Origin of the sequence: Streptomyces sp. SID12501 (assembly GCF_010550245.1) — a bacterium.
Lineage (GTDB): Bacteria > Actinomycetota > Actinomycetes > Streptomycetales > Streptomycetaceae > Streptomyces.
Genome location: NZ_JAAGLU010000010.1, coordinates 151,504 through 173,053, shown reverse-complemented (window position 1 = coordinate 173,053; position 21,550 = coordinate 151,504). Strand labels below are relative to the sequence as shown.

The following is a 21,550-nucleotide window of genomic DNA, read 5'->3' as shown; positions in this document are numbered from 1 at the left end:
CATGGCACCCAAAACAGAAGAAAGCCAGGAAGACGCCCAACTGGCGGGTCTGGACGAGAGGATCACCGGCGCCCTGGTCGGCGCGGCAGTCGGCGACGCCCTCGGCGGGCCCGTCGAGGGCTACACCCCCGAGCAGATCCTCGAACGCCACGCGGGCCGCGTCCACGGCATCGTCGGCCCCTGGAACGGCGACGCCTGGCGCACCGCCCGCCCGATCGCGCCGTACCACAAGGGCGACGGCCACGTCACCGACGACACCTTGATGACCCATGCGCTGGTACGGGTGTACGCCCAGGTCCGCGACCACCTGGACGCGTACGCGGTCGCCGACCACCTGGTCCCGGACCTGATGACGAACCCGCGCTGGATCCCGGAACTGGAGGCCGAGGCACTCCCCCTCCAGCGCATCTTCCTCGCGGAGAAATGGCTGGTGGCCCGGATCCACTACGGCCACATCGACCCCCGCGAGGCAGGCGTGGGCAACATCGTCAACTGCGGTGCGGCGATGTACATGGCCCCGGTCGGCCTGGTCAACGCGGCCAACCCGGCGGGCGCGTACGCCGAGGCCCTCGAACTCGCGGGCGCCCACCAGTCCTCGTACGGCAGGGAGGCGGCGGCGGTCTTCGCGGCGGCGGTGGCAGCGGCGTGCGCCCCGGACGCGACCCCCGACTCGGTGATCGGAACGTGCCTCTCCCTGGCGAAGGACGGCACCCGGGCGGCGATCGAGGCGGTGTGTGAAGTGGCCTCCGGATACACGGACTTCGAGTCGGCGCTGCGGCCACTGCGGGAAGCGGTGACTCCGTACGACACGGTCGGCCCGGACTACCGCAGCCCGTCACTGGGCGCCCGTCGGCCCTCCCGTCTCCACGCGATCGAGGAACTCCCGGTGGCGCTCGGCATGTTGGTGGTGTCGGGCGGCAACTTCCGCCATGCGGTGCTGGGTTCGGTGAACTACGGCCGCGACTGCGACTCGATCGCCACGATGGCCGGAGCGCTCGCCGGCGCGCTGGGCTCCGAAGTACCGACCGACTGGTCGAAGACGGTCGCCGAGGCGAGCCGCCTGGACCTGTGGGAACCCGCCCGGACACTGACCGAGGTGACCCGGGAGATCTTCGAACGGGACGTCCACCAACGCCGTTCCCACGAAAGGGCGTTCGCCCGGCTCAGGAGCGCGGGATGCTCCGACTGACCTGGGTCCAGCCGGAGGACCTGATCGGCCACGAACTGCGCCAGGCGACCCAGGACGGCCGCGAGCCCGCCAGAATCGCCGCCCGCTGGCGAGCGGCGGGCGGACCGGAGGCGCCATCACGTGCGGGCGCGTCTCCCGGTCCGGTCTCCCGCTACCTGCGCCTGCTGGCCGAAGACCTCCTGGACGAACTGGCGGACCTGCCAAGCAGGTTGGCGGACGACGAGCCGACGGACCTGGCCCGGATCCGGGCGCTGTGCCCCGACTGGCCCGCGCGGCCCGTCCCGCCCGCACAGCCCGCGCCCACCCCCCTCCGCATGGAAGCCGCCTGGCTGGGCAGGGCCGCCGGCTGCCTCCTGGGCAAACCGGTGGAGAAACTTCCCCTCACCGCCATCCGCCAACTCGCCCGGTCCACCGGCAACTGGCCCCTGAACACCTGGTTCACCGCCAGAGGAGTCCCCGAGGAACTGACGACGGCATACCCCTGGAACCGCCGCTCGGCAGCGAACTCCCTCGCCGAGAACATCGACGGCATGCCCGAGGACGACGACCTCAACTACCCCCTCCTCAACCTCCTCCTGCTCCAACGCCACGGCCCTCGCTTCACCACCACCGACGTGGCGCAACTCTGGCTGGACGAACTCCCCGCGGGCCGCACCTTCACGGCCGAACGTATCGCCTACCGAAACCTTCTCTGCGGCCTCGAACCCCCGCTCACCGCCCGTCACCGCAACCCGTTCCGCGAATGGATCGGCGCCCTGATCCGCGCCGACGTCCACGGCTGGACCAACCCCGGCGCCCCGGCCACCGCCGCCGAGCAGGCGTACCGCGACGCCGCCCTCACCCACACCGCCAACGGCGTCTACGCGGCGATGTTCACGGCGGCCACCATCGCCGAGGCCGCCACCGGCACCCACGACATCCACGCCTGTCTGCGCACCGGCCTGACAGTCGTCCCCCCACGCTCCCGCCTGGCCAAGGCGATCCGCCACGGCATCCAACTGGCCGAAGCGCACCGGGACTTCACCACCGTCGTCGACGAACTCCACTCGACCCACGCGGCCACCTACCACTGGGTCCACGCCATCCCCAACACCGCTCTGATCGCCGCCTCCCTCACTCACGCCGACGGCGACTTCACCGGCTCCATCTGCCGTGCCGTGTCCGGAGGCTGGGACACGGACTCCAACGGCGCGACCGCCGGAAGTATCGCCGCCCTCCTCGCGGGCTCCCCCGGCGCCCTCCCCGAGCGCTGGACCAGCCCCCTGAAGAACCGGCTCGCCACCTCTGTCGCGGACTTCAACGGCACCGGCTTCGACACCCTCGCCCAACTGACCCACTCCCTCACCCACTTGGAGACAGCCCACCCATGACCCATATCGCCGTGCTGGGCAGCACGAACATGGACCTCGTCGCGTACGTCTCCAAGGCCCCACAGCGCGGAGAGACCGTGACAGGGCGGGAGTTCCGTACGATCCCCGGCGGCAAGGGCGCCAACCAGGCCGTCGCCGCGGCCCGCGCGGGCGCCGACGTCTCGATGATCGGCGCGGTCGGCAACGACGCGTACGGCACCCGACTCCGCTCCCCACTTGAGCTCCCCCACTCTCGACTTCGCTCGAGCGGGGGGACCCCCATGGGCATCGGCACCGACCACCTCCGCACCGCCGAGGGCGCCTCCGGCACCGCGCACATCGTCGTGGACGACGAGGGCGGCAACGCGATCGTCGTCATCCCCGCCGCCAACGGCACCGTCACCGCTCTCGCCCCCGGCGACGAGAGCCTGATCGCCACCGCCGACGCACTGCTGCTCCAGCTGGAGATCCCGCTCACGGCGGTCGTCGAGGGCGCCCGGGCCGCTCAGCGCCACGGCGTCCGCACGATCCTCACCCCGGCCCCCGTCCAGCCGCTCCCGCCCGAACTCCTCGCCGTCACCGACCTGTTGGTGCCGAACGAGCACGAGGCGGCGGCGCTGACCGGCCTGAGTGACCCGCACAAAGCGGCCACCGCACTCCTCGACCAGGTGCCGGAGGTGGTCATCACGCTGGGCGCGGCCGGCAGCCTCTACGCGTCCCGGGACCTCGCCGAACCGGTCACCGTCCCCGCGCCGCCCGTCACCGCCGTGGACTCGACCGGCGCCGGCGACACCTTCGTCGGCGCCCTCGCGGTGGCCCTGGCCGAGGGCCGCCCGATGCCGGACGCCCTGACGTGGGCCGCGGCGGCGGGGGCACTGTCCGTCCAACGGCCGGGCGCGTCGGCGTCGATGCCGTTCCGCTCCGAGATCGAGGCCCGGTACACGTCATGAACACACCGGAGACGACCGGACCCGCACCCGGTAGGGCCACAACCGCCGCGGCCCCCCTCACCGGTCTTCGCGTCCTCGACCTGGCCACCCTCTTCGCCGGCCCGCTCGCCGCCACCATGCTCGGCGACTTCGGGGCCGAGGTGATCAAGATCGAGCACCCGGTGAAACCGGACCCCTCCCGTGGCCACGGCCCGTCCAAGGACGGCATCGGCCTCTGGTGGAAACTGCTGGGCCGCAACAAGCGCACGATGACCCTCGACCTCTCCCGGCCCGGCGGCCGGACCACGCTCCTCCGACTCGCCGCCACCGCCGACGTCGTCATCGAGAACTTCCGCCCGGGCACCCTGGAGAAGTGGGACCTGGGCTGGCCGGAGCTGTCCGCCGCCAACCCGCGCCTGGTACTCGCCCGGGTCACCGCCTTCGGCCAGTTCGGCCCGTACGCCCATCGTCCCGGCTTCGGCACCCTCGCCGAGGCGATGAGCGGCTTCGCGGCCATCACCGGCGAACCGGACGCGCCCCCGACGCTCCCGCCCTTCGGCCTCGCCGACTCGATCGCGGGCCTGGCCACGGCGTACGCCGTCATGACGGCCCTCTCCGCCCGCGACCGCACCGGCGAGGGTCAGGTCGTCGACATGGCGATCATCGAGCCGATCCTCACCGTCCTGGGCCCACAGCCGCTCTGGTACGACCAGTTGGGCCACGTCCAGCCGCGCACCGGCAACCGCTCGCAGAACAACGCGCCCCGCAACACCTACCGCACGGCCGACGGCACCTGGGTCGCCGTGTCGACCTCGGCCCAGTCGATCGCCGAGCGCGTGATGCGCCTGGTCGGCCGCCCGGAGCTGATCGACGAGCCCTGGTTCGCCACCGGCGCCGACCGCGCCCGCCACGCGGACGTCCTCGACGAGGCGGTCGGCACGTGGATCGCCCGCCACTCCCACTCCGAGGTCATCGCCGCCTTCGAGAAGGCGGAGGCGGCGGTGGCCCCGGTCCAGGACGTACGGGAGGTGATGACCGACCCGCAGTACCAGGCCCTCGACACCATCACCACGGTCGACGACCCGGACCTCGGCCCGATCCGTATGCAGAACGTCCTCTTCCGGCTCTCCGCGACCCCCGGCGCGATCCGCTGGGCGGGCCGCGCGCACGGCGCGGACACCACGGCCGTCCTCACCGAACTGGGCCTGACCGGACCCGACATCGACGCCCTGCGAACCGAGGGAGCCCTGTGACGGCCACCCCCCTGACCTGGCTGTACGTCCCCGGCGACCGCCCCGAGGTGGTCTCCAAGGCCCTCGCCTCGGGCGCCGACGTGGTGGTCGTCGACCTGGAGGACGCGGTCGCCCCCGACCGCAAGGAGTACGCCCGCACCGCAACCGCCGAACGCCTCACCGACCCCCAGCCGGTCCCGGTCCACGTCCGGATCAACGCCCTGGACGGCCCCCTGGCCACCCGCGACCTCCGGGCCCTCGAAGGCCTCCCCGGCATCTCGGGCCTACGACTCCCGAAGGTGACGACACCGCAGGAGGTCGTACGCGTGGCCGGCCGCACGGCCGTCGCCCCGGCCACCGGGTCCGGGCTCCCGCTCCACGCCCTGCTCGAAACCGCCCTCGGCATCGAACACGCCTTCGCCATCGCGACCGCCCACCCCGCCCTGCACGGCATCGCGCTCGGCGAGGCCGACCTACGGGCCGATCTGGGAGTACGGGGAGACGCGGGCCTCGACTGGTGTCGCTCCCGGGTCGTCGTGGCCGCACGGGCGGCCGGGCTCGCCCCGCCGCCCCAGTCGGTCCACCCGGACACCCGGGACCTCGACACCCTGGCCGCGTCCTGCGCCCACGGCCGCGCCCTGGGCTTCCTGGGCCGGGCGGCGATCCATCCCCGCCAGCTCCCGGTGATCGAACGCGCGTACCTCCCCACCCCGGAGGAGATCGAGGACGCCGAGCAGATCGTCAAAGCGGCGGCGACGGACGAGGGTGCCCAGGCGCTCCCGGACGGCCGCTTCATCGACGCGGCGGTGGTCGCGACAGCCCGCAGAACCCTGTCCCTGGCCGACCGCGACCGCCCCTGACCCGCACAACGAACGAGGGCGCCCCGGTCCTACCGGGGCGCCCTCTTATTCGTACGGCCAACAATCAACTCTTCTTGGTCGGCTCCGCCTCGGCCCCGGACCCGGCCTCGACCTCGGCCCTGTCCTCGGAGTCGGCCTTGCTCTCGTCCTCGGCCTCGTCGTCGGGTCCGGTCTTGCCGTCCGTACCGGCCTCGGCCTTCACCTCGGCCGACTCACCATCACCAGCACTCTTGTCGCTGTCGGCACCCTCGGCACCGTCGTCCGCCGAACCGTCGGGGACATCCTCACCCGGTTCCACGACTTCCTCCCGGCCCGGCCGCTTCTTCGCCGAGAGCACGAAGTAGATCACCGCGAGGATGAAGACGAAGATCGCGGTCCAGTTGTTCAGCCGCATGCCCAGGATGTGGTGGGCATCGTCGACGCGCAGGTACTCGATCCAGAAGCGGCCGACGCAGTAGGTCGCGACGTACAGCGCGAACGCCCGGCCGTGTCCCAGCGTGAAACGGCGGTCGGCCCAGATGACCAGCAGCGCGACACCGACGCACCACAGGGACTCGTACAGGAACGTCGGGTGGTAGTAGCCCGGGACCCGGCCGTCGGTCGTGGAGGTGATGTGCAGCGCCCAGGGGAGGGTGGTCTCCCGCCCGTACAGCTCCTGGTTGAACCAGTTGCCCCATCGGCCGCAGGCCTGTGCGAGGGCGATACCCGGGGCGAGGGCGTCGGCCCACGCGGGCAGCGGGATACCGCGTCGGCGGCAGCCGATCCACGCGCCCAGCCCACCGACGGCGATCGCGCCCCAGATACCGAGGCCGCCCTCCCAGATCTTGAAGGCGTCCACCCAGTCGCGGCCCTCGCTGAAGTACAGCTCGTAGTCCGTGATCACGTGATAGAGGCGGCCACCGACCAGGCCGAAGGGCACGGCCCAGACCGCGATGTCGGCCACCGTGCCGGGCCGGCCACCGCGGGCGAGCCAGCGCTTGTTGCCGAGCCAGACCGCGACGAAGACACCGATGATGATGCAGAACGCGTAGCCGCGCAGCGGAATGGGTCCAAGGTGCAGCACCCCGCGCGACGGACTGGGAATGTAGGCGATTTCCATGGCAGCCCCGACGCTACCTTGACGGACGCGGCGGATGTGAGCCGCCCCGGGCAACGGCTCCATAACGGGCGGTGCCTCCGGTTCCGCTGAAGGCGGTGAACCGGAGGCGCTCGGGAAGCCCTGGGAACACCCGGGCCCTACGCCTTGTCGGCGGCCTCGACCATCTGCTTGAGCTTCGCCGGGGTCATCGTCTGGTCCTGGTAGATGTTCTTCCCGTTGAGCAGCACGGTCGGCGTACCGCCGAAACGGCCGCTCTGGAAGGCCTGGTTCGACTTCACGACCCAGCTGTTGTGCGTGCCGTCCTCGACACATGTCCGGAAGGTGGGCGTGTCGAGCCCCTCGGCCTTCGCCGCCAGCTCGATGAGCCTGCTGTCCTTCGCGAAGGCGTCGTCGGTCTCCTGCGGCTGGTTCTCGTAGAGCACGTCGTGGTACGCGGTGAACTTGCCGGCGTCCTGGGCACAGGCGGCGGCGTTGGCCGCGTGCCGGGAGCCACTGCCGCCCATGTTGCCGTCGATGATCGTCGCCAGGTGGTACTGCACCTTCAGCTTGCCCGCGTCCGTCAACTCATGGATGACCGCGCGGTAGTTGGTCTCGAAGGACTGGCAGGCGGGACAGCGGAAGTCCTCCCACACGGTGAGCGTCGACTTGGCGCTCTCCTCGCCCACGGGGATCGCGAGGCTGTCCTTGCCCTGCGCGCCAGAGGGCGCCACGACCGGGCCGGCGCTGTCACTCTTGCTGTCCTTTCCGGAGTTCGCGGCGACGACACCGATCACCGCCGCGAGTCCCAGCACGCAGACGACACTGGCGCCCACGACCAACGCCCGCCGCCGCTTCTCCACGGACTTCTGCTTCTCACGCTCGACCGCCAGCCGCTCACGGGCGGTGCGCTTTCCGTCACGATTCTTCTCGCTCACACCCCGCAGAACGAACCGGGGAGACGCATTGCGTCCCCCCGGCCCCAGGTCCACCCGTTCGGGCGACCTGTACGAAATGTCCCGCTCGCTCTACGCGGTGCCGCGCACGCCCTTCGCGAGGTCGGCGGCGAGTTCCCGCACGGCCTCGACACCGGCCGCGTGGTCCGGGGCGTCCAGCATCCGCTTCACGAAGGCCGACCCGACGATCACACCGTCGGCGAAGCCGGCGACCTCGGCGGCCTGCGCCGCGTCGGAGACACCGAGCCCGACACAGACCGGCAGGTCGGTGCCGGTGCCCCGGGTACGCCGGACCAGGTCCTGCGCCTGGGCGCCGACCGACACCCGGGTCCCCGTGACGCCCATGAGTGAGGCGGCGTACACGAACCCGCTGCCCGCCGCCGTGATCTCGGCGAGCCGCGCGTCCCTGCTGCTGGGCGCGACGACGAACACGGTGGCGAGGCCGTGCTTCCCGGCGTGCTCCCTCCACAGCGCCGACTCCTGCACGGGCAGGTCGGGCAGGATGCACCCGGCGCCACCCGCCTCCGCGAGCTCGGCGGTGAACCGCTCGACGCCGTAGCGGTCGATCGGGTTCCAGTACGTCATGACGAGCACCGGCTTCCCGGTGGCCTCGTACGCCTCCCGGACCGTGCGCATCACGTCCGCGATCTTGACGCCACCGCGCAGCGCGATGTCGTCGGCGGTCTGGATGACCGGCCCGTCGAGCACCGGGTCGCTGTGCGGCAGCCCGACCTCGACGATGTCGGCGCCGCCCTCGAACACCGCCTTGATGGCGTCGATCCCGCCGTCGACGGTCGGGAACCCGGCGGGAAGGTACGCGATGAGCGCGGACCGGCCCTCGGCCTTGGCAGCGGCGAGGGTGTCGCTCAGCAGCTCGCCATTCCCGGAAAGCACAGTGCCGCTCACTTGGCGTCCCCCTCGATCTCGGCGGCAACGCTGCCCGCGTTGGCCGCGACAGTGGCGTCGGCCTCGGTGTCGTACAGGTCGAAGTACCGGGCGGCGGTGTCCATGTCCTTGTCGCCGCGCCCGGAGAGGTTGATGACGATCAGCCCGTCCCTGCCGAGCTCCTTGCCGACCTCCAGCGCACCGGCCAGCGCGTGCGCGCTCTCGATGGCCGGGATGATGCCCTCGGTACGGGACAGCAGGCGCAGCGCCTGCATGGCGGCGTCGTCGGTCACCGCGCGGTACTCGGCGCGACCGCTGTCCTTGAGGTAGGAGTGCTCAGGCCCGATGCCCGGGTAGTCGAGTCCGGCGGAGATGGAGTAGGGCTCGGTGATCTGCCCCTCCTCGTCCTGCAGGACGTACGACCGCGAGCCGTGCAGGATGCCCGGCTCACCGGCGGTGAGGGTGGCGGCGTGCTCGCCGGTCTCGACACCGTGCCCGCCGGGCTCGCACCCGATGAGCCGGACGCCGGCGTCGGGGATGAAGGCGTGGAAGAGCCCGATGGCGTTGGATCCGCCGCCGACACAGGCGACGGCGGCGTCGGGCAGCCGCCCGGCCTGTTCCAGAAGCTGCCGCCTGGCCTCGACACCGATCACCCGGTGGAAATCGCGCACCATGGCCGGGAAGGGGTGCGGTCCGGCCACGGTCCCGAACAGGTAGTGCGTGCGGTCGACGTTGGCGACCCAGTCGCGGAACGCCTCGTTGATGGCGTCCTTGAGGGTGCGCGACCCGGACTTCACGGCGATGACCTCGGCGCCGAGCATGCGCATCCGGGCGACGTTGAGGGCCTGGCGCTGGGTGTCGATCTCGCCCATGTAGATGGTGCACTCGAGCCCGAACAGCGCACAGGCGGTCGCGGTGGCGACCCCGTGCTGACCGGCACCGGTCTCGGCGATGACCCGGGTCTTGCCCATCCTCTTGGTGAGAAGGGCCTGCCCGAGCACGTTGTTGATCTTGTGGGACCCGGTGTGGTTCAGGTCCTCCCGCTTGAGGAAGACCCGGGCGCCACCGGCGTGCTCGGCGAACCGGCGCACCTCGGTGAGGGAGCTGGGCCGCCCGGTGTAGTTGACGAGCAGATCGTCGAGCTCACGGGCGAACTCCGGGTCGGACTTCGCCTTGTCGTACTCGACGGCGACCTCGTCCACGGCGGCGACGAGCGCCTCCGGGATGAACTTGCCGCCGAAGGCACCGAAGTACCCGTCGACGTCGGGTACTTGGCCCGCCGGATCTGGAAAGAAGAACTCACTGGACATACGACTACCTCGCAGGGGCAGAGCCCCGGGGTCGATCGGACAAGGGTCACGTTCATGGCGTGCAGCGCGAGGGGCTGACAGGGGGTGCCGTGCAAACTCCGCTGCCCAGGACACGCCCTTCAGGGGCGCGGGGAACTGCGCGACCAGCCACAACGGGCCCGCAGCCGAAGAACTACCCCTGGCGAAGTGCTCAGCGCAGGGCGCAGCCCGATCAGACGGGCCGCACCCCTACCGTCAAGCCCCGCAGGGCCATCGCATGCCGTTGACCTGTCCGGGCTCGTCCCCGATGACATACCGGACACGCCGCCCGTGCACACGCCTCGCGGGCGCACGGCAGCCACGGGGGCGGCAGCCGCGCGCGAGGCGGGCGTACCGGTCCATGGGTGTCAGGGTGAGTGTCATCGGGACCAATTCTAGCGGGGATCAGCCGCGCCCGTGCCTCAGCGCCGGGTGCTCGCCGGCCGCCACCAGGTCCGACACCGCGGACTTGGGGTCACGGCCGGTGACGAGGGACTCGCCGACCAGCACCGCGTCGGCGCCCGCGTTGGCGTACGCGATCAGATCGTGCGGGCCGCGGATACCGGACTCGGCGATCTTGACGATGCTGTCGGGGATCTCGGGGGCGACCCGCTCGAACGTGGCGCGGTCGACCTCCAGCGTCTTCAGGTTGCGCGCGTTGACACCGATGATCCGGGCTCCCGCGTCCACCGCCCGCTCGACCTCGTCCTCGTCGTGGACCTCGACGATCGGCGTGAGCCCGATGGACTCGGCGCGCTCGATGAGGGACTCCAGGGCGGACTGCTCAAGGGCGGCGACGATCAGCAGGGCCAGATCGGCGCCGTACGCCCGCGCCTCCCACAGCTGGTACGACGTGACGATGAAGTCCTTGCGCAGCACCGGGATGTCCACCCGGGCGCGCACCGCCTCCAGGTCCGCCAGTGAGCCGCCGAAGCGGCGCTGTTCGGTGAGGACGGAGATGACGGCCGCTCCGCCCGCCTCGTAGTCCGCCGCGAGGCCGGCCGGGTCGGCGATCGCCGCGAGAGCGCCCTTGGAGGGGCTGGACCGCTTGACCTCGCAGATGACCTTGACGCCGTCACCGCGCAGTGCGGCGACCCCGTCCTTGGCGGCAGGAGCCTTCGCCGCGCGCTCCTTGAGCTCGTCGAGGCTGACACGCGCCTGCCGCTCCGCGAGGTCGGCACGGACTCCGTCGATGATCTCGTCGAGCACGCTCACGCGAGCGGCCCCCTTCCAGACGGTAGGCGATTGGCCGTTCAAGCCATTCACACCAATTGAAGCTGCACAAACTGTCAAAGTAGGTCACTCCGATGGTATCCGGAGGAGGGCAAGCCCCTCGCATCCGGTTGACACCGGTCCCACTACCTGGACATTTATCATTTGATCAAGGGTGGAGCCAGCCACCGAACGGCAGGTTCCGAACAACCGTGAAGACCAGCAGCAATGCCCCCAGGCTCCACAGCTGCACCGGCCCGAGGTCGATCCGTATCGGCAGTCCGCGCACCGCGCGAACCACCCAGACGGTCCACAGGACGGCGAAGGCCACGTATCCCGCCACGGCGAGCGCGTTCGCCCCGAGGGCCGTCACCCAGTCGCCGTGCACGAAGGCGTAGGCGCTGCGCAGTCCGCCGCAGCCTGGGCAGTACACGCCGGTCAGCCGCAGCAGCGGGCAGACGGGGTAGTGACCGGGTTGGTTGGGGTCTACCGTCCCGACGTAGGCGAAGGCCCCGGCCACGGCCGCGAGTACCCCGGCGGGCACGGCCACCCGTGCCGCCACGGCACCGGCGCCCGTCGACACGCCCTGCTGAGCCTGCTCGGTGTTCACTCCACGCATTCTGCCCCCTGCGGGGCGTACACGCGCGAGGGGCGGCCCGGCGCTTTCACCGGGCCGCCCCTGCCAGTCCGAAAACCGGTCCCCAACGGGGTTCAGCTCCCGGCACCCGCCGGCTCGCGCGTGACCTGATGGCCCTCGCGGCCCTGGGTGGTCGGCTTCTGCTTGCCGAGGCCCATCGCGGCCATGATCCAGCCGACGACACCGCCGAGAACCACGATCACCATGCCGGCCCAGAAGCCCAGCGGCTCGGCCATCACCATGAAGGCGCCCGATACGCAGAAACCGATGATGGTGATGGTGACGCCGGTCCAGGCGGCCAAAGTGTGACCGTGGCTGCTGCCCGCCATGACTTGCTCCTCGTTGCTGAGTTGCTGGTTGCTGAGTTGTCGCGTTGTCGAACGCAGTACGTGGTGAGCCGGACGCTCGGCGCTCATTGTCCCGCACGCGCACGCGTGGAGGACGCCCGGGGTCAACACAGCAAGTCGCCCCGGGCCTGAGCAGGCCCGGCGAAGGCGGCAGCGCCCGGCAGGGGCGCGAGGCTGCGTCCATCTGCGACTCCGCCGCGTGGGCGCGACCAGCCACGACGGACCCGCAGACGGCGCACCGCCCGGCCGGCGGAGCGCTACGCCCCCGTCGGGTCCTCGCCCCGGTCGAGGGCCTTCCAGATCTCCTCGGGCCGGTCGGGGTCGACGGCCCTCGCCCGGGGGCGCTGACGGGGGACGCCGCCGCGCTCGTACCGGCCGGACATGGTGGGCCACAGGCGGCCGTAGCGCAGGGCGAGGAGGCCGGCGAGGAGGATCAGCGCGCCGCCGACGGCAGCCGCGTACGGCCAGGGGGTGTGGCTGAGGGTGCTCACTGTGGCGGCGGTGTCGCCGGTGGCCCGCGCGGCCTTCTCGTCGAGCGCGGAGCTGTCGGAGGCGCCGAGGACGGCCGCGGCGACCGTGCCGGCGCCGGACAGCGCGAGCAGGGCGGCGACCAGGAGACGGCCGGAGCGGCGGACGGCGAAGACGGCGACGAGCGCGGCGAGGCCCACTATGGCGAGGGCCGCGGGCACGCCCGTGACGTCGCTGCCGCTGGCGGTCAGCGGGAAGGCGCCGCCGGCCACCGTCGTGGTGCCCTCCGACCATCGCTGTCGGGTGGCGAGCAGCGCGACGGCCGCGCCGAGCGCACCGGCCAGCAGGGCGACGGCGAGGCTGAGCCGGCCGGCCCGGCCGGGAAGAGGGGCTTCGGAACGCGGGGAAGGTACGGGTACGGCAGTCACGTACCCCACTATCGCCTGAACCCCGGGCGAACCGTCACCCGGGGCTCACGTGAGAAGCGCCCCATTCGCGGGAAACGCCCTACTGTCCGAGACGGTTCGCGGTGTGGACGGCGCGCAGGACCGCCGCCGCCTTGTTGCGGCACTCGTTGTCCTCCGCGACCGGGTCGGAGTCGGCGACGACGCCGGCCCCCGCCTGGACGTACGCCGTGCCGCCGCGCAGGAGGGCCGTGCGGATGGCGATGGCGGTGTCGGAGTCGCCCGCGAAGTCGAGATAGCCGACGGCTCCGCCGTACAACCCCCGCCTGGACGGCTCCAGTTCGTCGATGATCTGCATCGCGCGCGGCTTGGGCGCCCCGGAGAGCGTGCCGGCCGGGAAGCAGGCCGTCAGGACGTCGAAGGCGGTGCGGCCGGGCGCCACGCGGCCGGTGACGGTCGAGACGATGTGCATGACGTGCGAGTACCGCTCGACGGACATGAAGTCGACGACCTCGACGGAGCCGGGCTCGCAGACCCGGCCGAGGTCGTTGCGCCCGAGGTCGACGAGCATGAGGTGCTCGGCGCGCTCCTTGGGGTCGGCGAGCAGTTCCTCGGCGAGGGCCTGGTCCTCCTGCGGGGTCGCCCCGCGGTGCCGGGTGCCCGCGATGGGGTGGACCATGGCGCGCCCGTCCTCGACCTTGACGAGGGCCTCGGGGGACGATCCGACGACATCGAACCCGTCGAAGCGGAACAGGTACATGTACGGGGACGGGTTGGTGGCGCGCAGAACCCGGTAGACGTCCAACGCGCTTGCCGTGCACGGTGTTTCGAAGCGCTGGGAGGGGACCACCTGGAAGGCCTCCCCGGCCCGGATCCGCTCCTTGATGTCCTCGACGGCTACCTGGTAGTCGGGGCCGCCCCACAGGGCCGTGTACTCGGGGAGTTCGGAGGGCGGGAGCGCGGCGGGCGGCTGGGAGACCGCGCGCGAGAGGTCGGCCTGCATGGCGTCGAGGCGGGCCACGGCGTCGGCGTGGGCCTCGTCGACGCCGGTGTCGAGGTCGTTGTGGTTGATCGCGTTGGCGATCAGCAGGACCGAGCCCTCCCAGTGGTCCATGACGGCCAGGTCGCTGGTGAGCAGCATGGTCAGCTCGGGCAGCTCGAGGTCGTCGCGCTCGCCGGGGCCGATCTTCTCCAGGCGGCGCACGATGTCGTACCCGAGGTAGCCGACCATGCCGCCGGTGAAGGGCGGCAGGCCCTCCTGGTGGGGGGTGTGGAGCGTCTCGATGGTGGCGCGCAGGGCGGCGAGCGGGTCACCGTCCGTGGGCACGCCGACCGGCGGGGTGCCGAGCCAGTGGGCCTCGCCGTCGCGGGCCGTGAGGGTGGCGCCGGAGCGGACGCCGACGAAGGAGTAGCGGGACCAGGACCGACCGTTCTCGGCGGACTCCAGCAGGAAGGTGCCGGGGCGCTCGGCGGCGAGCTTGCGGTAGAGCGCGACCGGGGTGTCGCCGTCGGCGAGGAGCTTGCGGGTGACGGGGATGACGCGCCGGTCGGTGGCCAGCTTGCGGAAGGTCTCGAGGTCCATGGCGGCTGACCTTACTGACCCTGTGGGACGACGCCGGAATCGGCGTCGCCGAACGTCACGTCGAGCAGGACGTCGGCGTCGAAGCAGTTCCGCGCACCGGTGTGGCAGGCGGCGCCCACCTGGTCGACCTTGACGAGCACGGTGTCGGCGTCGCAGTCGAGGGCGACGGACTTGACGTGCTGGAAGTGGCCGGACGTGTCGCCCTTGACCCAGTACTCCTGGCGGCTGCGGGACCAGTAGGTGCAGCGGCCGGTGGTCAGGGTGCGGTGCAGTGCCTCGTCGTCCATCCAGCCGAGCATGAGCACCTCACCGGTGTCGTACTGCTGGGCGACGGCGGGGACGAGACCGTCGGGGCCGCGCTTGAGGCGCGCGGCGATCTCCGGGGCCAGGGGGCTGGGGCCGGTCCTGCTGGGCGGGGGCGTGCTGCTGGTCATGGGGCCATTGTGCCGCGCCCCACTGACACTCCCCCTGGATGTCCATTGAATGGATAGGGGCGGCGCGGTGGGGGTCCCCCAGGCCTCCAAGGCGGCCTCCAAGGCACTGGGGGAGTCTCGGTGAGGGGTGATGGCCGGGAGACGGGTGGGCGGACCGTGGGGACAGTCGTACGCTTGCTGGCATGTCTACCTACGCGAAGCGTGAACGACTTCTTCTCGCCGACCTGTTGGAGACCGAGGGTCCCGACGCGCCGACCCTGTGCGAGGGCTGGCGGACCCGTGATCTCGCGGCTCACGTGGTGGTGCGCGAGCGCCGCCCGGACGCCGCCGGCGGACTGCTGATCAAGCAGCTCGGCTCCCGGCTGGAGCGGGTGATGGCGGAGTTCGCCGAAAAGCCGTACGACGAGCTGATCCAGTTGATCCGTACCGGCCCGCCGCGTTTCTCGCCGTTCTCACTGAAGCAGGTGGACGAGGCCTCGAACACCGTCGAGTTCTACGTCCACACGGAGGACGTCCGCCGGGCTCGGCCCGACTGGACGCCCCGCGAGCTGGACCCGGTCTTCCAGGACGCCCTGTGGTCCCGGCTGGAGCGCACCGCCCGTCTGACGGGCCGCGGCGCGGCGACGGGCCTGGTACTGCGCCGCCCGGACGGCCAGACGGCGGTCGCCCACCGAGGCACCCCGGTGGTCACGGTGACCGGCGAGCCGTCCGAGCTGCTCCTGTTCGTGTACGGTCGCCAGGACGTCGCCGACGTGGAACTGGAGGGCGACAAGGACGCGATCACGAAGCTGCACGAGTCGAAGCGGCTGGGCATCTGAGGAGGCCCCCTGAACAGCGCCCCCGACAGGGGCGCTGTTCAGGGGCGCGGGGAACTGCGCGACCAGCCACAACGAACCCGCGGCGAAAAACGGCACTCAGCGAACAGGATGTCCCGCCACGCGCAGGACATCCTTGACCTGCCCGATCCGCAGATCCCCGAAGTGGAAGACAGACGCGGCCAGGACGGCGTCCGCCCCCGCCGCCACAGCGGGCGGGAAGTCGGCGAGCCGACCAGCACCCCCGCTGGCGATCAGCGGCACGCGTACGTGCTTGCGTACGGCCTCGATCATCTCGATGTCGTAGCCGTCCTTCGTGCCGTCCGCGTCCATCGAGTTGAGCAGGATCTCGCCGGCGCCCAGTTCGGCGGCCTGGTGCGCCCACTCGACGGCGTCGATACCGGTACCGCGCCGGCCGCCGTGGGTGGTGACCTCGAAGGACCCGGATTCGGTGCGGCGGGCGTCCACGGACAGCACCAGCACCTGGCGGCCGAACCGCTCGGCGATCTCGCGGATCAGGTCGGGACGCGCGATGGCGGCCGTGTTGACGCCCACCTTGTCGGCGCCGGCGCGCAGCAGCTTGTCGACGTCCTCGGCCGCGCGCACCCCGCCTCCCACGGTCAGCGGGATGAACACCTGCTCGGCGGTGCGCCGCACCACGTCGTAGGTGGTCTCGCGGTTGCCCGAGGAGGCGGTGATGTCCAGGAACGTCAGTTCGTCGGCGCCCTCGGCGTCGTACACCTTGGCCATCTCGACGGGGTCGCCCGCGTCGCGGAGGTTCTGGAAGTTGACGCCCTTGACGACCCGGCCGTTGTCCACGTCCAGGCAGGGGATGACTCGTACGGCGAGGGTCATGCCGCTGCCACCCCTCTGAACGCCTCCACCTCGACCTCGACGACCAGACTGGGGTCCACGAGGCCGGCAACGATGATCATGGATGCGGCGGGCCGGACGGAGTCGAACAGCTCCTTGTGAGCACGTCCGATGTCGTCCACGTCCCGCGCGTGGGTGATGTACATGCGCGTGCGCACCACGTCGTCGCGGCCGAGCCCCAGCTGCTCCAGCGCCGCGAAGGCGACGTTGAAGGCGTTGATCGCCTGCTCGTAGGGACCGCCGCCGGCGATCTCACCGTCCACGATGGAGGTGCAGCCGGAGACCAGCACCAGGCCGTTCGGCAGCTCCACCGCGCGGGAGTACCCGAAGGTGTCCTCCCAGGGCGCACCGGTCGTGACACGCCGTACATCACTCACTTCGCCACCGCCTCCAAGGCCTCTTCCAGGGTGAACGCCTTCGCGTACAGGGCCTTCCCGACGATGGAGCCCTCGACACCGAGGGGTACCAGCTCGGCGATGGCCCGCAGGTCGTCCAGCGACGACACGCCGCCGGAGGCCACGACCGGGCGGTCGGTCGCCGCGCACACGTTGCGCAGCAGCTCCAGGTTCGGGCCCTGGAGCGTGCCGTCCTTGGCGATGTCGGTCACGACATACCGCGCGCAGCCCTCGGAGTTGAGGCGCTCCAGCGTCTCGTAGAGGTCGCCGCCGTCCCGGGTCCAGCCGCGTCCGCGGAGGGTGGTTCCGCGTACGTCCAGACCGACCGCGATCTTGTCGCCGTGCTCGGCGATGACCTTGGCGACCCACTCCGGGGTCTCCAGGGCGGCCGTGCCGAGATTCACCCGGGTGCAGCCGGTGGCGAGGGCGGCGGCCAGCGTGTCGTCGTCGCGGATGCCTCCGGACAGCTCCACCTTGATGTCCATCGCGCCGGCGACCTCGGCGATCAGCTCGCGGTTGTCACCGGTGCCGAAGGCCGCGTCCAGGTCGACCAGGTGCAGCCACTCGGCGCCCGAGCGCTGCCAGGCGAGGGCGGCCTCCAGGGGGGAGCCGTACGAGGTCTCCGTACCGGACTCGCCGTGCACGAGGCGGACGGCCTGGCCGTCGCGGACGTCGACGGCGGGGAGGAGTTCGAGCTTCGCGGAAGAGAGCGAGGGCATCAGAGGGTTCCGATCCAGTTGTTCAGCAGCTGCGCTCCGGCGTCGCCGGACTTCTCGGGGTGGAACTGGGTGGCCCACAGGGCGCCGTTCTCGACGGCGGACACAAAGGGCTCGCCGTGCGTCGACCAGGTGACCCTGGGGGCGCGCATCGCCGCGTTCGTGATCTCCAGGGACCAGTCGTGGACGGCGTACGAGTGGACGAAGTAGAAGCGCGCGTCGGCGTCCAGCCCCGCGAAGAGCTGGGAGTCGGCCGGGGCCTCGACGGTGTTCCAGCCCATGTGGGGCACGATGTCGGCCTGGAGCGGCTCGACGGAGCCGGGCCACTCGTCGAGGCCCTCGGTCTCGACGCCGTGCTCGATACCGCGCGCGAAGAGGATCTGCATGCCCACGCAGATGCCCAGCACGGGTCGCCCGCCGGACAGCCGGCGCCCGACGATCCAGTCGCCGCGCGCCTCCTTGAGGCCCTGCATACAGGCGGCGAAGGCACCGACGCCGGGCACCAGCAGCCCGTCCGCGTTCATGGCCGTGTCGAAGTCACGCGTTATCTCGACGTCGGCGCCCGCGCGCGCGAGAGCGCGTTCGGCGGACCGCACGTTCCCGAAGCCGTAGTCGAAGACGACGACCTTCTTGGATGCTCCGGATGCGCTCAATTCCATACCTCCAGCCTCATGACACCGGCGACCAGACACATCGCGGCGCCGATCGAGAGCAGCACGATGAGGCTCATCGGCATCTTCTGCTTGACGAAGGAGTAGATCCCGCCGAGCAGGAAGAGTCCGACGACGATCAGGATGGTGGAGAGGCCGCTCATGGCTTACAGGGCGCCCTTCGTGGAGGGGAGGATGCCCGCCGCGCGCGGGTCGCGCTCGGAGGCGTAGCGCAGCGCCCGTGCGAGGGCCTTGAACTGGCACTCCACGATGTGGTGCGCGTTGCGACCGTAGGGCACGTGCACGTGCAGCGCGATCTGGGCCTGGGCGACGAAGGACTCCAGGATGTGCCTGGTCATCGTGGTGTCGTACTCGCCGATCATCGGCGCCATCTTCTCGGGCTCGGTGTGCACGAGGTACGGGCGGCCGCTCAGGTCGACCGTCACCTGGGCGAGGGACTCGTCCAGGGGGACCGTGCAGTTGCCGAAGCGGTAGATCCCCACCTTGTCGCCGAGCGCCTGCTTGAAGGCGGCGCCGAGCGCGAGGGCGGTGTCCTCGATGGTGTGGTGCGAGTCGATGTGCAGGTCGCCCTCGGTCTTCACGGTCAGGTCGAACAGACCGTGCCGGCCGAGCTGGTCGAGCATGTGGTCGTAGAAGCCGACGCCTGTCGACACCTCGACCTTGCCGGTGCCGTCGAGATCGATCTCGACGAGGACCGACGTCTCCTTGGTGGTGCGCTCCACGCGTCCGACGCGGCTCATGACTTGCCCTGCTCTTTCTTCAGTTCACGTACCGCGTCGAGGAACGCGTCGTTTTCGGCGGGAGTTCCGGCGGTGACCCGCAGCCATCCGGGGACGCCGTTGTCCCGGACCAGGACGCCCCGGTCGAGGATCCGCTGCCAGGCCTCGTGGGAGTCGGCGAAGGTGCCGAACTGTACGAAGTTGGCGTCGGACTCGGTGACGTCGAACCCGATGGCGCGCAGTTCGGCGACCAGCCGGTCCCGCTCGGCCTTCAGCTGCTCGACGTACTTGAGCAGCGTGTCGGTGTGCTCCAGGGCGGCCAGCGCGGTCGCCTGCGCCACGGCCGACAGGTGGTAGGGCAGCCGTACGAGCTGCACGGCGTCGACGACGGCCGGGTGTGCGGCGAGATAGCCGAGGCGCAGGCCCGCCGCGCCGAACGCCTTCGACATGGTCCGGGAGACGACGAGATTCGGCCGTTCTTCGATCAGCGGCAGCAGTGAGTCGCCGTGGCTGAACTCGACGTACGCCTCGTCGACCACCACCATCGACGGCCTGGCGGCCTGCGCGGCCTCGTACAGCGCGAGGACCGTCCCGGGCGGGACCGCGTTGCCGGTGGGGTTGTTGGGGGTGGTGATGAACACGACGTCGGGCCGGTGCTCGGCGATGGCCTTCTCGGCCGCCGCGAGATCGATGGTGAAGTCGTCGTTGCGGGGACCGGAGATCCACCCGGTACCTGTCCCGCGCGCGATGAGCCCGTGCATCGAGTACGACGGTTCGAAGCCGATCGCGGTACGGCCGGGCCCGCCGAAGGTCTGGAGCAGCTGCTGGATGACCTCGTTGGAGCCGTTGGCGGCCCAGACGTTGGCGAGGCCGACCTCGTGGCCCGAGGTGTCCGTCAGGTACCTGGCGAGCTGCGTGCGCAGCTCCACGGCGTCCCGGTCGGGGTAGCGGTTGAGGTTCCGGGCCGCCTCGCGCACCCGCTCGGCGATCCGCTCGACGAGCGCTTCGGGCAGCGGGTAGGGGTTCTCGTTGGTGTTCAGCCGTACGGGGACGTCGAGCTGGGGCGCGCCGTACGGCGACTTGCCGCGCAGTTCGTCCCGTACGGGGAGATCGTCGATGCCAGTCACTTGCCTTCAGGTACCTTCCACCCGAACCGGGCCTTGACCGCCGCCCCGTGGGCCGGCAGATCCTCCGCCTCCGCCAGCGTCACCACGTGATGCGCCACGTCGGCCAGCGCGTCCCGCGTGTAGTCGACGATGTGGATGCCGCGCAGGAAGGACTGGACGGAGAGGCCCGAGGAGTGGCAGGCGCAGCCGCCGGTCGGAAGGACGTGGTTGGACCCGGCCGCGTAGTCGCCGAGCGAGACCGGCGACCAGGGCCCGACGAAGATCGCACCGGCGTTGCGCACCCGGTCGGCCACGGCCGCCGCGTTCGCGGTCTGGATCTCCAGGTGCTCGGCGCCGTACGCGTCGACGACCCGCAGCCCCTCCTCCACGCCGTCCACGACGACGATCGCGGACTGCCGGCCGGCCAGCGCCGGGGCGACCCGGTCCTCGATGTGTTTGGTGGCCGCGACCTGCGGCTCCAGTTCCTTCTCGACCGCGTCCGCGAGCGCCACGGAGTCCGTGACGAGGACGGCGGCGGCCAGCGGGTCGTGCTCGGCCTGGCTGATCAGGTCGGCGGCGACGTGCACCGGGTCGGCGGTGTCGTCGGCGAGGATCGCGATCTCGGTCGGGCCGGCCTCGGTGTCGATGCCGATCTTCCCCGCGAAGTACCGCTTGGCGGCGGCGACCCAGATGTTGCCGGGGCCGGTCACCATGTTGGCGGGCGCGCAGGACTCGGTGCCGTACGCGAACATCGCGACGGCGGTGGCTCCCCCGGCCGCGTACACCTCGTCGACGCCGAGGAGGGCGCAGGCGGCGAGGATGGTCGGGTGCGGCAGTCCGTCGAACTCGGCCTGGGCCGGGGAGGCGAGGGCGATCGACTCGACGCCCGCCTCCTGCGCCGGCACGACGTTCATGATCACGGAGGACGGGTACACGGACCGCCCGCCGGGCGCGTACAGCCCGACCCGGTCCACGGGCACCCACTTCTCGGTGACCGAGCCGCCGGGCACGACCTGGGTCGTGTGAGTCGTACGGCGCTGCTCGCGGTGGACGAGCCGGGCGCGGCGGATGGACTCCTCCAGGGCCGCGCGGACGGCCGGGTCGAGCTGCTCCAGCGCGTCGGCGAGGGCGTGGGCGGGCACGCGTACGGATTCCAGCCGGACTCCGTCGAACTTCTCGGCGAAGTCGATCAGCGCCGCGTCGCCCCGATGATGCACGGCCTCGCAGATCGGACGCACCTTCTCCAGGGCGGCCGAGACGTCGAAGTCGGCTCGGGGCAGCAGGTCGCGCAGGGCGGGTCCCTCAGGGAGGGCGTCGCCGCGCAGATCGATTCGAGCCATCGAGAAATGTTGCAGCACGGGGTCAATT

25 protein-coding genes are annotated in these 21,550 nt (G+C 71.3%); 6 read left to right on the top strand and 19 right to left on the bottom strand.

Going from position 1 to position 21,550, the window contains the following annotated elements; translation table 11 throughout:
* The first annotated feature begins 1 nt into the window (after window position 1).
* The 5 genes from G3I71_RS14360 to G3I71_RS14340 are packed head-to-tail and all read left to right on the top strand — an operon-like array spanning window position 2 to window position 5,559.
* On the top strand, window positions 2-1,189 hold the full coding sequence (locus tag G3I71_RS14360; RefSeq protein ID WP_164314677.1) for an ADP-ribosylglycohydrolase family protein: 1,188 nt from the start codon (window positions 2-4) through the stop codon (window positions 1,187-1,189).
* A complete protein-coding gene (locus tag G3I71_RS14355; protein ID WP_164314675.1) occupies window positions 1,177-2,559 on the top strand; it encodes an ADP-ribosylglycohydrolase family protein in 1,383 nt (460 codons plus the stop codon). The genes G3I71_RS14360 and G3I71_RS14355 overlap by 13 nt, the downstream gene beginning before the upstream one ends.
* Window positions 2,556-3,488 carry a ribokinase gene (locus tag G3I71_RS14350; protein WP_164314673.1) on the top strand — a complete coding sequence of 311 codons (933 nt, stop codon included), beginning with the start codon at window positions 2,556-2,558 and terminating at the stop codon, window positions 3,486-3,488. The genes G3I71_RS14355 and G3I71_RS14350 overlap by 4 nt, the downstream gene beginning before the upstream one ends.
* Complete coding sequence (locus tag G3I71_RS14345; protein ID WP_164314671.1) at window positions 3,485-4,720, top strand: CaiB/BaiF CoA-transferase family protein; 1,236 nt, start codon at window positions 3,485-3,487, stop codon at window positions 4,718-4,720. Before G3I71_RS14350 ends, G3I71_RS14345 begins: the two co-directional genes overlap by 4 nt.
* Complete coding sequence (locus G3I71_RS14340; RefSeq protein ID WP_164314669.1) at window positions 4,717-5,559, top strand: CoA ester lyase; 843 nt, start codon at window positions 4,717-4,719, stop codon at window positions 5,557-5,559. The genes G3I71_RS14345 and G3I71_RS14340 overlap by 4 nt, the downstream gene beginning before the upstream one ends.
* Before the next feature lie 64 nt (window positions 5,560-5,623).
* Here the strand turns inward: G3I71_RS14340 and lgt are convergent, their stop codons facing one another.
* The 11 genes from lgt to hisI form a co-directional block, all read right to left on the bottom strand.
* Window positions 5,624-6,658, bottom strand: a complete 1,035-nt coding sequence (lgt, locus tag G3I71_RS14335) for a prolipoprotein diacylglyceryl transferase (protein WP_164314668.1) — start codon at window positions 6,656-6,658, stop codon at window positions 5,624-5,626.
* A 137-nt stretch (window positions 6,659-6,795) separates the two neighbouring features.
* On the bottom strand, window positions 6,796-7,572 hold the full coding sequence (locus tag G3I71_RS14330) for a thioredoxin domain-containing protein (RefSeq protein WP_164314666.1): 777 nt from the start codon (window positions 7,570-7,572) through the stop codon (window positions 6,796-6,798).
* Between the two features lie 90 nt (window positions 7,573-7,662).
* The gene (gene trpA, locus G3I71_RS14325) at window positions 7,663-8,496 is read right to left on the bottom strand and encodes a tryptophan synthase subunit alpha (RefSeq protein WP_343242960.1); all 834 of its coding nucleotides are present in this window, start codon (window positions 8,494-8,496) and stop codon (window positions 7,663-7,665) included.
* The gene (trpB, locus tag G3I71_RS14320) at window positions 8,493-9,785 is read right to left on the bottom strand and encodes a tryptophan synthase subunit beta (protein WP_164314664.1); all 1,293 of its coding nucleotides are present in this window, start codon (window positions 9,783-9,785) and stop codon (window positions 8,493-8,495) included. Before trpB ends, trpA begins: the two co-directional genes overlap by 4 nt.
* Before the next feature lie 234 nt (window positions 9,786-10,019).
* Window positions 10,020-10,187, bottom strand: coding sequence for a tryptophan biosynthesis modulator TrpM (gene trpM / locus G3I71_RS52920; RefSeq protein ID WP_369335569.1), 168 nt, complete (start codon window positions 10,185-10,187; stop codon window positions 10,020-10,022).
* Between the two features lie 21 nt (window positions 10,188-10,208).
* Window positions 10,209-11,018 (bottom strand): indole-3-glycerol phosphate synthase TrpC, encoded by an 810-nt coding sequence (trpC, locus tag G3I71_RS14315; RefSeq protein WP_164314661.1) that lies wholly within the window; start codon window positions 11,016-11,018, stop codon window positions 10,209-10,211.
* 166 nt (window positions 11,019-11,184) lie between these two features.
* Window positions 11,185-11,634, bottom strand: a complete 450-nt coding sequence (locus G3I71_RS14310) for a DUF2752 domain-containing protein (RefSeq protein ID WP_203730240.1) — start codon at window positions 11,632-11,634, stop codon at window positions 11,185-11,187.
* A 92-nt stretch (window positions 11,635-11,726) separates the two neighbouring features.
* Window positions 11,727-11,981 carry an HGxxPAAW family protein gene (locus tag G3I71_RS14305; RefSeq protein ID WP_164314659.1) on the bottom strand — a complete coding sequence of 85 codons (255 nt, stop codon included), beginning with the start codon at window positions 11,979-11,981 and terminating at the stop codon, window positions 11,727-11,729.
* Window positions 11,982-12,256: 275 nt separating this feature from the next.
* On the bottom strand, window positions 12,257-12,904 hold the full coding sequence (locus G3I71_RS14300) for a TIGR02234 family membrane protein (protein WP_164314657.1): 648 nt from the start codon (window positions 12,902-12,904) through the stop codon (window positions 12,257-12,259).
* A gap of 70 nt (window positions 12,905-12,974) precedes the next feature.
* A complete protein-coding gene (locus tag G3I71_RS14295) occupies window positions 12,975-14,453 on the bottom strand; it encodes an anthranilate synthase component I (protein WP_164314655.1) in 1,479 nt (492 codons plus the stop codon).
* Window positions 14,454-14,464: 11 nt separating this feature from the next.
* Entirely contained in the window at window positions 14,465-14,887 is a 423-nt protein-coding gene (gene hisI, locus G3I71_RS14290) for a phosphoribosyl-AMP cyclohydrolase (protein WP_164314653.1), read from the bottom strand.
* A gap of 182 nt (window positions 14,888-15,069) precedes the next feature.
* Between hisI and G3I71_RS14285 the strand changes: the two genes are divergently transcribed.
* On the top strand, window positions 15,070-15,705 hold the full coding sequence (locus tag G3I71_RS14285; protein ID WP_164314651.1) for a TIGR03085 family metal-binding protein: 636 nt from the start codon (window positions 15,070-15,072) through the stop codon (window positions 15,703-15,705).
* A 96-nt stretch (window positions 15,706-15,801) separates the two neighbouring features.
* Here G3I71_RS14285 and hisF read toward each other — a convergent pair whose 3' ends face one another.
* Genes hisF through hisD form a run of 8 tightly spaced genes read right to left on the bottom strand, consistent with a single transcriptional unit; the run spans window position 15,802 to window position 21,522 of the window.
* On the bottom strand, window positions 15,802-16,557 hold the full coding sequence (hisF, locus tag G3I71_RS14280; RefSeq protein ID WP_164314648.1) for an imidazole glycerol phosphate synthase subunit HisF: 756 nt from the start codon (window positions 16,555-16,557) through the stop codon (window positions 15,802-15,804).
* Window positions 16,554-16,952: a RidA family protein gene (locus G3I71_RS14275; RefSeq protein WP_164314646.1), complete on the bottom strand. Its 399-nt coding sequence runs from the start codon at window positions 16,950-16,952 to the stop codon at window positions 16,554-16,556. The genes hisF and G3I71_RS14275 overlap by 4 nt, the downstream gene beginning before the upstream one ends.
* On the bottom strand, window positions 16,949-17,689 hold the full coding sequence (gene priA / locus G3I71_RS14270; RefSeq protein ID WP_164314644.1) for a bifunctional 1-(5-phosphoribosyl)-5-((5-phosphoribosylamino)methylideneamino)imidazole-4-carboxamide isomerase/phosphoribosylanthranilate isomerase PriA: 741 nt from the start codon (window positions 17,687-17,689) through the stop codon (window positions 16,949-16,951). The genes G3I71_RS14275 and priA overlap by 4 nt, the downstream gene beginning before the upstream one ends.
* Complete coding sequence (gene hisH / locus G3I71_RS14265) at window positions 17,689-18,345, bottom strand: imidazole glycerol phosphate synthase subunit HisH (protein ID WP_164314642.1); 657 nt, start codon at window positions 18,343-18,345, stop codon at window positions 17,689-17,691. Before hisH ends, priA begins: the two co-directional genes overlap by 1 nt.
* Window positions 18,336-18,500 (bottom strand): hypothetical protein, encoded by a 165-nt coding sequence (locus G3I71_RS50320; RefSeq protein ID WP_203690639.1) that lies wholly within the window; start codon window positions 18,498-18,500, stop codon window positions 18,336-18,338. The genes hisH and G3I71_RS50320 overlap by 10 nt, the downstream gene beginning before the upstream one ends.
* 3 nt (window positions 18,501-18,503) lie before the next feature.
* On the bottom strand, window positions 18,504-19,097 hold the full coding sequence (gene hisB / locus G3I71_RS14260; RefSeq protein ID WP_006377508.1) for an imidazoleglycerol-phosphate dehydratase HisB: 594 nt from the start codon (window positions 19,095-19,097) through the stop codon (window positions 18,504-18,506).
* Entirely contained in the window at window positions 19,094-20,203 is a 1,110-nt protein-coding gene (locus G3I71_RS14255) for a histidinol-phosphate transaminase (RefSeq protein ID WP_164314641.1), read from the bottom strand. Before G3I71_RS14255 ends, hisB begins: the two co-directional genes overlap by 4 nt.
* Complete coding sequence (hisD, locus tag G3I71_RS14250) at window positions 20,200-21,522, bottom strand: histidinol dehydrogenase (RefSeq protein WP_164314639.1); 1,323 nt, start codon at window positions 21,520-21,522, stop codon at window positions 20,200-20,202. The genes G3I71_RS14255 and hisD overlap by 4 nt, the downstream gene beginning before the upstream one ends.
* Window positions 21,523-21,550 lie beyond the last annotated feature (28 nt).

Excerpts from the sequence above, each read along its gene's own strand:
- lgt (WP_164314668.1), bottom strand. The coding sequence starts at position 6,658 with ATGGAAATCGCCTACATTCCCAGTCCGTCGCGCGGGGTGCTGCACCTT.
- hisD (WP_164314639.1), bottom strand. The coding sequence starts at position 21,522 with ATGGCTCGAATCGATCTGCGCGGCGACGCCCTCCCTGAGGGACCCGCC.
- G3I71_RS14345 (WP_164314671.1), top strand. The coding sequence starts at position 3,485 with ATGAACACACCGGAGACGACCGGACCCGCACCCGGTAGGGCCACAACC.
- hisI (WP_164314653.1), bottom strand. The coding sequence starts at position 14,887 with ATGACCAGCAGCACGCCCCCGCCCAGCAGGACCGGCCCCAGCCCCCTG.
- G3I71_RS14310 (WP_203730240.1), bottom strand. The coding sequence starts at position 11,634 with ATGCGTGGAGTGAACACCGAGCAGGCTCAGCAGGGCGTGTCGACGGGC.
- G3I71_RS14355 (WP_164314675.1), top strand. The coding sequence starts at position 1,177 with ATGCTCCGACTGACCTGGGTCCAGCCGGAGGACCTGATCGGCCACGAA.
- trpM (WP_369335569.1), bottom strand. The coding sequence starts at position 10,187 with ATGACACTCACCCTGACACCCATGGACCGGTACGCCCGCCTCGCGCGC.
- hisF (WP_164314648.1), bottom strand. The coding sequence starts at position 16,557 with ATGACCCTCGCCGTACGAGTCATCCCCTGCCTGGACGTGGACAACGGC.
- priA (WP_164314644.1), bottom strand. The coding sequence starts at position 17,689 with ATGCCCTCGCTCTCTTCCGCGAAGCTCGAACTCCTCCCCGCCGTCGAC.
- G3I71_RS50320 (WP_203690639.1), bottom strand. The coding sequence starts at position 18,500 with ATGAGCGGCCTCTCCACCATCCTGATCGTCGTCGGACTCTTCCTGCTC.
- G3I71_RS14360 (WP_164314677.1), top strand. The coding sequence starts at position 2 with ATGGCACCCAAAACAGAAGAAAGCCAGGAAGACGCCCAACTGGCGGGT.
- G3I71_RS14285 (WP_164314651.1), top strand. The coding sequence starts at position 15,070 with ATGTCTACCTACGCGAAGCGTGAACGACTTCTTCTCGCCGACCTGTTG.
- hisB (WP_006377508.1), bottom strand. The coding sequence starts at position 19,097 with ATGAGCCGCGTCGGACGCGTGGAGCGCACCACCAAGGAGACGTCGGTC.
- G3I71_RS14350 (WP_164314673.1), top strand. The coding sequence starts at position 2,556 with ATGACCCATATCGCCGTGCTGGGCAGCACGAACATGGACCTCGTCGCG.
- hisH (WP_164314642.1), bottom strand. The coding sequence starts at position 18,345 with ATGGAATTGAGCGCATCCGGAGCATCCAAGAAGGTCGTCGTCTTCGAC.
- G3I71_RS14295 (WP_164314655.1), bottom strand. The coding sequence starts at position 14,453 with ATGGACCTCGAGACCTTCCGCAAGCTGGCCACCGACCGGCGCGTCATC.
- trpB (WP_164314664.1), bottom strand. The coding sequence starts at position 9,785 with ATGTCCAGTGAGTTCTTCTTTCCAGATCCGGCGGGCCAAGTACCCGAC.
- G3I71_RS14305 (WP_164314659.1), bottom strand. The coding sequence starts at position 11,981 with ATGGCGGGCAGCAGCCACGGTCACACTTTGGCCGCCTGGACCGGCGTC.